Annotated in this window: 2 protein-coding genes and 1 pseudogene; 1 reads left to right on the forward strand and 2 read right to left on the reverse strand. The window is 70.1% G+C overall.

Translation table 11 applies throughout. From position 1 onward, the window contains the following. On the reverse strand, positions 1-373 hold a 373-nt coding region (locus HUK84_RS16840; protein WP_246285751.1), incomplete at its 3' end, for a hypothetical protein. A 200-nt stretch (positions 374-573) separates the two neighbouring features. On the opposite strand from HUK84_RS16840, the gene phaR reads away from it, so the two are divergent. Continuing rightward, entirely contained in the window at positions 574-1,254 is a 681-nt protein-coding gene (gene phaR, locus HUK84_RS16845) for a polyhydroxyalkanoate synthesis repressor PhaR (protein ID WP_176641303.1), read from the forward strand. Here the strand turns inward: phaR and HUK84_RS16850 are convergent. Beyond that, a pseudogene (locus HUK84_RS16850) lies at positions 1,223-1,782 on the reverse strand (DUF2125 domain-containing protein); the annotation flags it as partial. The gene phaR and the pseudogene HUK84_RS16850 sit on opposite strands and share 32 nt — an antisense overlap.

Consider the following 1,782-nt stretch of genomic DNA (forward strand, 5'->3'; position numbering starts at 1 on the left):
GGATGGCCCCCAGGATGGCCCCCAGTTCGCCGCCGCCAGCAGGTGCAGCGCCAGCGGGCGCGGCCCACGGCGCAGCATCGGCCCCGGAGGCAAAGGCGGGAAAAGGCGGCCATCCCCCGGTCCAGGATCCTGCGTCACGATCGCGCGCTCCTTCCCCAGCGGCCGCATCCCCGGCCGCTTCCTTCTCAGCGCCCGCGGACGCCGACGCCGACGCCGGGGCTGGGGCTGGGGCAGCATGTTCGGCCCAGAACCGCGCCACGCGCTGCATCGTCTCGGCCCATTCCCGGTCCATGCGCAAGGCGGCGCCCTCGCTCTGCCAGATCGCCATCCAGTCCCGCATCAGCGCCGCCGGATCGGGCGGATTACCGGTCATCCGTGCCCGTCTCGCGGAAAACCGCCATCCGGCCGCGCGGCGCATCGTGCATCCTGCTGCGTCTCATGCTATCCTTTCCGCTTTCCCGGCCGCATACAGGCGGCCGTGATGCATCCATCCTCGCCGGATTCGCGTTCAGCCAGGACGTGCCATCGCTTCGTTCCGCCCACCCCGTGCCGACCGACGGCCCAGCTTCGTTGATGGAGGCCATATTGCCGGATGCCAGCAGCCCGGTCGCCCCGATCGTCATCAAGAAATACGCGAACCGTCGCCTGTACGACACCGAAAGCTCGATCTACATCACCCTCGACACGCTGGCTGATATGGTCCGTGCTGGCAAGGAGTTCGTGGTCCATGACGCGCGCACCGGCGACGACATCACCCGCGCCGTCCTGACCCAGATCATCATGGAGGAAGAGACCAAGGGCCGCGCCATGCTGCCCGCCACTTTCCTCCGGCAGCTCATCCGCTTCTACGGCGACAGCATGCAGGGGCTGGTGCCCGACTATCTGGACCAGATGATGGAACAGTTCGCCGCCGGCCAGAAGCAGGTCCGCGCCACGATGCAGCGGACGATGGAAACCTTCCTGCCGCCCGAGATGGAAAAGATCGGGCGGCAGAACCTGGCGATGATGGACCGCGCCATGTCTATGTTCGCCGCCTTCTACCATCCGGCGTCCGACCAGCCCCCGGCCTCCCGCTCCCCCGAACCCGCTCCGTCCTCCGCGCCATCCGCCGCCGAAACCATGGAGCAGGAACTCCAGCGCCTCCGGCAGGAAGTCGCGTCCCTGCGCGACGCCCTCGCTCCCTCCGACGCCGATGCCGACGCCATGGATTTCACGACGGATTTCACGGCCACCCGACAGGCACGCTCCCGATAAAGACCTGCCGCCCACGTAGCCGCAGCGTCAGGTCCACCGGCCGATCGCTCGGCGCCGGCCCGTCCTCTCCCCGGTTCTCGCCCCCGTCATCGCTCTCGTCCCGACGCACGCTTCCGTGCGCATCGCCCCGGGATACCCCCGGCATCCCCGCCGCCCACCGGTCGATCGCGTCGATCGCCCGCGCCAGGTCCGGCGCCACCGGCCCATCCCGGCCCAGCGCGCGCACCGTCCGGCCGATCCCGGCCACCGACAGGGTCAGGTCCCCGTCCGCCCCATCGCGTTCCAGGCCCCGTTCCAGACAGGCCCACTCCGGGCTGGCCCATTCCAGACAGCAACGCCCCACCACGCGCCCAACCATACGCACCGACAGGGTCGACCAGGCGGCATGCACATCCTGCACCAGCAGGGTGCGCCCATCGCCCGCCAGCGCCAGCGTCACCCCGCCATCCCGCAGCATCCCGGCCTCCGGCAGGGCAGGGGGCACGGACCACCCCAAGGGCCGCCGAAACGGCAACTCCCGCGGCAGCG

The organism is Nguyenibacter vanlangensis (assembly GCF_013376155.1).
GTDB lineage: Bacteria > Pseudomonadota > Alphaproteobacteria > Acetobacterales > Acetobacteraceae > Gluconacetobacter > Gluconacetobacter vanlangensis.